The organism is Pseudomonas sp. FW305-E2, from assembly GCF_058782925.1.
Genome location: NZ_JBYSYE010000012.1, coordinates 55,545 through 63,578, shown reverse-complemented (window position 1 = coordinate 63,578; position 8,034 = coordinate 55,545). Strand labels below are relative to the sequence as shown.

Annotated in this window: 5 protein-coding genes; 1 reads left to right on the top strand and 4 read right to left on the bottom strand. The window is 61.0% G+C overall.

Annotation, left to right across the window (positions count from 1 at the left end; translation table 11 throughout):
- Nucleotides 1-46: 46 nt before the first annotated feature.
- Nucleotides 47-202, bottom strand: a complete 156-nt coding sequence (locus AC3WLP_RS12430) for a hypothetical protein (protein WP_178085910.1) — start codon at nt 200-202, stop codon at nt 47-49.
- Between AC3WLP_RS12430 and AC3WLP_RS12425 the strand changes: the two genes are divergently transcribed.
- On the top strand, nt 201-2,054 hold the full coding sequence (locus AC3WLP_RS12425; protein WP_004574230.1) for an ABC transporter ATP-binding protein: 1,854 nt from the start codon (nt 201-203) through the stop codon (nt 2,052-2,054). The genes AC3WLP_RS12430 and AC3WLP_RS12425 overlap by 2 nt on opposite strands.
- A 77-nt stretch (nt 2,055-2,131) precedes the next feature.
- Here the strand turns inward: AC3WLP_RS12425 and tssM are convergent, their stop codons facing one another.
- From tssM to vasI, 3 genes are read right to left on the bottom strand one after another with little or no spacing between them, the layout of a single operon-like run.
- Nucleotides 2,132-5,752 (bottom strand): type VI secretion system membrane subunit TssM, encoded by a 3,621-nt coding sequence (tssM, locus tag AC3WLP_RS12420; RefSeq protein WP_088512736.1) that lies wholly within the window; start codon nt 5,750-5,752, stop codon nt 2,132-2,134.
- Nucleotides 5,749-7,212 (bottom strand): type VI secretion system protein TssA, encoded by a 1,464-nt coding sequence (gene tssA, locus AC3WLP_RS12415; RefSeq protein WP_088512737.1) that lies wholly within the window; start codon nt 7,210-7,212, stop codon nt 5,749-5,751. The genes tssM and tssA overlap by 4 nt, the downstream gene beginning before the upstream one ends.
- Nucleotides 7,200-7,850, bottom strand: a complete 651-nt coding sequence (gene vasI / locus AC3WLP_RS12410) for a type VI secretion system-associated protein VasI (protein WP_012052039.1) — start codon at nt 7,848-7,850, stop codon at nt 7,200-7,202. Before vasI ends, tssA begins: the two co-directional genes overlap by 13 nt.
- Nucleotides 7,851-8,034: the final 184 nt, after the last annotated feature.

The window sequence follows — 8,034 nt, the reverse complement described above, 5'->3', positions numbered from 1 at the left end:
ACGACGAAAATGATGCGGAACACAAAGTTGCGTCAATTATACAGCATCAAGGCAGAATGAAATCAATCTGAAATGTAATGAGTTGCAAAGGTTTGTTAACAAACACCCCAAGGCCGACCTTTTCCGGGTGAAAAACAAAAGTCGGCAAAGGCAAGCCGGCAGGGCATTGGCCAGGCAAAAACCGTTTTCCGGAGACAAGCATGCTGCGTATCTTTGAACGTCGGCTCGACCCCTTCCCACCCGACGAGGTACCACCGCCGCCCGTTGGCCTGTTGCGCTTCATGTGGGCTTGTACCCGCGGCGCCCGTGGCTACATTCTGGCGCTGGCACTGCTCAGTGCCGGGGTGTCGATATACGAAGCCTGGCTGTTCGCGTTCCTCGGCCAGGTGGTCGACCTGCTCGCGTCCTGGCAGGCAGGCGGTACTGTTGGCCCCGAGGAAAGCCGTGTGCTGTGGGGTATCGGCATCGTCCTGCTGGTCAGCATCGGGCTGGTGGCGCTGCGCACCATGGTTCAGCACCAGGTGCTGGCGATCAACCTGCCGCTGCGGCTGCGTTGGGATTTTCACCGCCTGATGTTGCGCCAGAGCTTGTCGTTCTTTTCTGACGAGTTTTCTGGCCGGGTCACAACCAAGGTGATGCAGACGGCACTGGCAGTGCGCGATGTGCTGTTCACCCTTATCGAAATCCTGCCGGGGATTGGCGTGTATTTCATCGCGATCATTGCCCTGGCCGGTGGCTTTGCCCTGAAACTGATGCTGCCCTTCATTGCCTGGGTCGTGCTGTTCGGCTTGGCCATGCTGTATTTCGTACCCCGGCTGGGCAAGGTCGGGCAGGAGCAGGCCAATGCCCGGTCGTCGATGACCGGGCGGGTTTCTGACGCTTACACCAACATCACCACGGTGAAACTGTTTTCGCACTCCAACCGCGAAGCGCACTTTGCGCGCGCAGCCATGGAAGACTTCAAGCAGACCGGTTTTCGCCAGATGCGCCTGGTGAGCCAGTTCGAAATCGTCAACCAGGCGCTGGTGGTGGGCTTGATCTTTGGTGCCGGTGGCTATGCACTGTGGCTGTGGCACCAGGGCCAGGTCGGCACCGGGGCCGTGGCGGCAATCACCGCCATGGCCTTGCGCGTCAACGGCATGTCGCACTGGATCATGTGGGAAATTACCTCGCTGTTCGAAAACATCGGCACCGTGCAGGACGGTATGGCCACCCTCACCCGCGGCCCCAAGGTACAGGATGCGCCGGGTGCTGCAGAGCTGGTCACCACGGGTGGCGCGGTGAGTTTCGACAAGGTCAGCTTCAACTACAACGGCGAGCGCCAGGTGCTCAATGAGCTGACGCTACACATTCGTCCGGGCGAAAAAGTCGGCCTGGTCGGCCGCTCCGGCGCCGGCAAGTCCACCTTGATCAACCTGCTGCTGCGCTTCTACGACGTGGACAAGGGGGAAATACGCATCGACGGGCAGAACGTCGCCAAGGTCACGCAAGACAGCCTGCGCAGCGCCATCGGCATGGTCACTCAGGACACCTCGCTGTTGCACCGTTCGATTCGCGACAACATTGCCTATGGCCGCCCCGATGCTACCGAGGCACAGATCCGTGCTGCTGCGGCCAATGCCCAGGCCGACGGTTTCATCAGCCAGCTCAGCGACCGCCAGGGCAACAGCGGTTATGACACTCTGGTGGGTGAACGCGGTATCAAGCTGTCTGGCGGCCAACGCCAGCGCATTGCAATTGCCCGGGTGATGCTGAAGAACGCACCGATCCTGCTGCTTGACGAAGCCACCAGCGCGCTGGACTCGGAGGTGGAAGTGGCCATTCAGGAAAGCCTGGATGAGATGATGCAGGGCAAGACCGTTATCGCCATCGCCCACCGGTTGTCGACGATCGCCGCCATGGACCGGCTGATCGTGATGGATGAAGGGCGCATCATCGAGCAAGGCACCCATGCCGAACTGTTGGCAAAACAGGGTACCTATGCACGGTTGTGGCAGCACCAGAGTGGCGGGTTCCTGGGTGAGGATCGGGGCGTGGCCGAGGCTGTGGAGTAAGCAGAGGCCGGGGGCAGCCAGCGCATACCCAAGCTTCGAAAGCCTGCCCAGTCAATGCATTGCGCCCCTGACGATGTTCATAGTCGCTGCTCATCCGATAGCGCCGCCTGCACCCCATTGGCTGGCTGTTGCAATAAGCCTCGGGGCAAGCGGAAGCCTTTGAACGGTTGCTGGGTAATGGGATTGAAGGCTTTTTCAGCGTTAAGCCGATAGCGCATCACGCCATCTCCGGTCCGGAAGCTCAGGTCCACGCTGGTCGCCGTCCGGCCATTGAGCGCGCCGCGGCTGAGCAAGCGGAACATCGACCACGGGCCACGGTACTCCAGGCTGCTGCTGTTGCCATTTTGCCTTAGCAAGGTGAGATTGCTACGGACCTGCTGCCCCAGGGTATTGGGCCAGACAATACCCGTGATATGGCTTGGGCCATGGGTGTAGGCAATCAACTGGCCATCCAGGTCCAGCAGGCTGGTACGCTGGTTCGCACTGAGCCCCAAGGGCTCGATGCTGAACTGCACACTCAGCTTGCCACGCTGATCGAAGAAGGTTTCGCGGATGCGCTCCGCCAGCTCGAGCTGCTCGATCACGTCGGCACGAATCAGGGATTGCCCGTGCTGAGCGGACTGCAAAGCTTCAAGGTTGTCCTTCAGGAAAACCTTGAGATACCGATCATTAAACTGCTGCAGGCGCCCTTTCGGCCCGAAGAACGCCTCGAAGTCATCCAAAGAAGCATCGGGTGCCTTCACCACAAAGGGGTAGCGGCCTGCCAGGCGTTGCTGGAAAAAACTGTACACGTCAGCATCCCAACGTCGCTCCAGTTCGCGCAGTGCTTCAACGTTCAGCACCTGGGCAGTCTGGTCGGCGAGCTTTCTGACCTGGTGGCTGATAGGCTCCGGTAAACCTGTGGCAACACGTTGCAGGGTACCGATCGGGTCCTGCCCTGTCATCGCAAAGCGCTGATGCACGGCTTGCAACGCGGCCTTGCCGCGGTCCGGGCTGTCCTGTACGGCCTTGGCGTAGTCCAGCACGGCCGCAACAGCGCCAAGGGTTTCATCGTAGTAGCTCGGCTTTTCTCCTGTCGCCTGCAGCATGGCGCCCAGGCCTGCAAACGCCCGCTGGATGGCCAACGCTTGCGGTTGCTCGGGTTTTCCGGTTGCTACCCGCAGCGTACTCAGCTCACCCGGTGATTCAACAACTGCTGGAGACGCAAGCGAGGTGTTATCCCTGACCGTATCCAGCAGCCGTTGCAACGGTGCTGCGGGGCCGGTCAACTGCTCCAGGATCGCGACACCATGGTCCAGATCACGGAAGTCAGCCACCGTAAACGCGTTCAGGGCGCGCCGCCAGCTGTCAATGTAATCGGCGCTGTAGAGGTTATACAGCCGCTCGGTCAACGCATCGCGGTCGACGTCCGAATAGTCGAGTTGACTGCGCTCCCCCAATGCCCATTGATCAACCATCGCCATTTCAGCGAAGCGTTGGCTGTGCGGCTCGAAGTAATCCCTGAAGCCTTTGGCGGTGAGCATGCCGGCCAGCCTTACATCCTCCCCCCCTTGCCTTGACCCGGAAGACGGCTGGTACACCACATCGAACGCAGGCCCTACCTGGTGGCGCAGGTCCAGCCCGGCGTGCACCTGCTCGTACGATTGTTGTTTCAGCCCTGCGTAGACCCGCTGTGGCAACGGCAATTTGCGCAACACCTGCTGCACTTCGCTGACCCGCTGGCGGTATTGCGGCAAATCGGTATCGGCATAGGCCAAGGCGTACTTCAGGTGCTGCATGAGGTCACGCTGCAACTGACCCTGGCCAGGAAAGGCCCGTTGCCACTGACGGGCCATCCAGCCCTCGACCCATTCTGGCCGGCGGCTGTTGCGGTCCTCGATCATCCGGTAAACCCTGAGCGCGGCCATTTGTTGCTCACTGCCAGGTGGTGCAGCGTTCATGGCATCGATCACACCACTGGCCAAGGCCGGCAAGAAACGTTTCGACAACAAGCTGAGGTACGCCTCATCAACCAAGGGACCAATGTTGCGCCCTTGATACAAGCCAAAATCGGCAACCACCGGCCAGGCCGCACGATAGTCGCCAAACACCGCCACCGCATCGCGAATCTGGTCCAGTGGCGCCAGCAGGTTGCGCCCGGTCGGATCAAGACGCATATCGACTTCGTGACCACTGTACTCCTGGCTTTTGGCGAGCACACTGGCAGCCTTGGCGCCATTGATCTCGGCGTAACGCTGCCAGCTGGCAATGGCGATACTGAACGCCAGGATGCCTACACCAGAGCCCACCCACAGCAAGTGGCGCTTGCTGCGCGCAACCCGAACATTGTCGCCCGCCAGCCCGGCTTCCTGATAAATAACCCGCCTGAATGCTTGCTGGATGAAATAGACCAACGCCTTCCCCTGTGCCTTACCTTCACGCAGGGGTAGCTTCGTCGTGTAGGGCTGAGCCGCTTCACGGACAAAGGCATTGCGCATGTCGCCTTGCTGTACCACTGACGACCAGTACACACCACGCACCAAGGGTGGCGTGGTGAACCGGTCACTCGCCAGGGTTTCGCGCAAGAATGCCTGCAGTATGGGGCGCAACCCGATCAGCTGTGCATGCAGTGAGAACAGGCGCACGCACGGTGCTGTCTTGCCCAGTACATCCAGCCGATCGATGACCTGCTCATGCAATTGGGTGAGAAGCCGCCCGTAGTGCTCGTCATACTCATCCAGCCAGGCGTCGAACGCGTCAACCGCATCCAGCTTGAAGGTGAACCCCAACAGGCTTTCACGCTTGGCGGCCGGAAGCTGGCTGTAGAACTGGTCGAAGCCGTCCAGCAGATCGAATTTGGTCAGGACCACGTACAGCGGCAGGCGCGCACCCAACTGACTGCTCACTTCGTACAGGCGTGTGCGCAACCCATGGGCCAGCGCGACGCGCTGCTCGGGCTTGCCATGCAGCAGCGCCGGCAGGTCGACCACCAGCAACACACCATTGAGCGCCCGCTGGCTTCGCTTACGCTGCAGCCAGCCCAACAGGTGCTCCCATAACCGGGCCTGGATACCGGGCGGCGAGTAGGCATTGGTGGGGTCGTTGGCCGCCGAGCCCACCGGTGGTTTTTGACTGATGAAAACGCCGGGCGGGTCGATGATCACGGCATCGTCGCTGACCCACCAGCCTACCGGATAGGCCAGTGCTTCAGCCTGTCGGCCCCGTGCCTGGGCCTGGTCGATACGCGTCAGGGTAAAGCGCTGATCGGTGCGGTCGATGAAGCTGCTTTTACCGGCCTGTTCGTCGCCCAACACCAGGTACCAAGGCAGCCGGTACAACGCGCGTCGCCCACCGGCATTGTCGAGATACCGCTCAAGCCCCTGGCTCAAGGCCCGCTCTTGCGCCTGCACGAACGGTAGCGCGACATCCTGTTCGGCGGCCAGTGCCTGCCGGCGCTCCGCTTGCAGGCGGCGAAAGCGCGTGCGCAGCACCCCAAGCCAGCACAGAAGCGGCACCAGCACGAGCACCAGGCTTGCCACGCTGCGATGAGCCACACTTGCCAGCGGCTGCTGCTCCCGCCACGTCCATTGCGGGCCAAGCCACCAGATAGCGACCAGCATCAGCAAAGCGCCAAGCCCGAGCAGCAGCGGCAGCGCCAGGCCAATGCGCGTTACCCACGGCCAGCCCCAACGTTTGAGTTGCGTCCATATTTGATTCATCGAGGCTCCTGATCCTTGTCTTGAACTGCCAACACTGGGGATGCCGCGTACTGCTGAAGCCGCTGAAACACCTCGGGCTCCCACGCACTGGCGGTGGTTTGCTGCATGGTTCGGGCAACGTTGGCGCACAGGTCCTGGGCCAGCCAGGACACACCCCGCGCGGCCAGCAGATCAGCTGCAATCACGGTGGTGTGGCAGCGCTCACGGGGAGCACGAAAGCCCGCTTGCAGCCCTTGCAGCCGAAGGAGCAGCGGTTCTACGCCACCGGTTTCCAGCTGGCTGACCAACTCCTCGCGCAGGCCGCTGAACTCCTGGGGGGTTGCACCTTGGCCAGACGGCCCTTGCGTGCCCTTAAGCCAGGCCAGGCACTGATCGTCGACAAATACCAGCCCATCGCTGAAGCACAACTGCTGCAGCGACGGCATGCGCTGTACAAACCGGGCGGTGGCACAGCGGATGGCTTCGGCCACCTCGCACATCGCCAGCTGTGTGGCGACGGTCGCAGCCAGAAAGCTGCCACGAATCCAGAAGGGGCAAGCCGTCAGGCTCTTTTCAATACGCTGCAGCAAGGCGGGGTCAACCGCCTTACTGGCAATGGCCTCGTCATAGACCCGCGTGATATCCAGCGGCACCGCCATCAATTCCGTACGGTTGCCCTGCCTGACTTGGGGAGCAACCTGAATGTGCGCCCACAAACCGAAACGCCGTAACTGATAGCCGGTAGCGTCGTAAGGGTCCTGCTGGTTGATGAGCTCGGCCATGGACAGCACGGCCCGCCGTGTCTCACGCTCATTGCCCATCGACATGCGTGACACGGGTGTGGCGATGACATCGGCCAACGGCGCAGGCTTCTCGGTTGCAGCCGGCGCTTTGGGCACAGCAGCCTCGCCAACACCGTTGGCAAGTTCCGAGTACTTGCCTAGCAGGCGCTCAAGTTCGCCCAGTGCTGCCGTGTCCAGCTGCACTGTTTCCTGTTGCTGCAGGCGTTTCAAGGCAGCCTGCGCTGCCGCTGCGTGGGTCGGGGTGTAGGTAAAACGATCAAGACGAGGGAGCGCCTCGGCCAAGCGATCGATCACCAGGGCAACCAGCTTGCGCTTGCCCAGGAAGCCTTTCGGTCCCGGCTTGGGATGAGCGGCTTCCCAATAGCACTCGAGCATGCCGACCAGCAACGCCAAGGTGCATCCCCACTGCTCCCAGCAGCCGCTACGCAACCATGCGGTACTCAGGTGCGCAACAATTCGCAAGTGCTTGCATTGCTGGCTCAGGTACTGACGGGACGCGTCTTCGATGTAGACCCAGTCGATCGAGGCTTCCTGCAGCCCACCCAGCTTGACCATCTCCTGATCAATGGCCTGATAGGTTTCGTCCTCGACATCGAACAGGCCAGCCGGAACTGCCGGATCAATCGGCGCGAGCAACCGAGTGACCTCTTCCCCGGATACCTGCGCTACCACCGACATGTGCTTCGCGCCCGGCTGATCAAGGGGTCCAGGCCTTGCGCATCGAAGGTCAGCCCGTCGACCTCGCCGTGATCACTCACAACCTCGATACGCTGGGCACCGATCAGCTTCCTGATCTGCTCGATGGCGGGCAGGCCCCGCCCGGCATCGAGCACTTGGCCGTTCTCCATCACTTGCCAGGGCGTCTCACGGGTAGACCAGCCCTCCCCGCTCAGGCGTACCTTGACCCAGCTTGCGTCGATCGGACGCCTGGCAATCAGCTGCAGCCGGGAGATGGCCTGTATGCAACTGATTGCCATGTAGGCACGTTCATCACCCGATGCGATGGCGGGCGCCGAAATCACAAGCGCTGGTGCGCCTGCCCCGTCCTGAGGCTGGCTCCCGATGCGAAACGTCAGGTCATCCGGTGCCCGTTCAGCTTCATTTGCCATCACACGTGACACCGTGGGGGCCTGCTGCTCCGGTGCAGACCACTGCCGTTTTGGCGTGTACGCCGGGGTGCCAGCAGCCTGATCGAAACAGGCCAGTCGCTCGACGTTGGACACGATCCGGGGACAGTCCCGCGTGGAGCCTGCCAGCACCGGCTGCAGACAAAACAGCAACGAGAGGCCAGCGCCATATGCACAGCGGTTAATCATCCTGAATTTACTCTCTGAATAGTACAAATGGCCTATATGACGCAAAGAACTTTCCTACAAATAAATAGCAATGCCCATGCACCCGCACGACCAATTAAAACAAATCCAGCAGAAGCCTATTACACAGTACCGAATGCACACAAACAAATATTTCTTTACATCTTAAAGCTCGACCAAAGAGCAC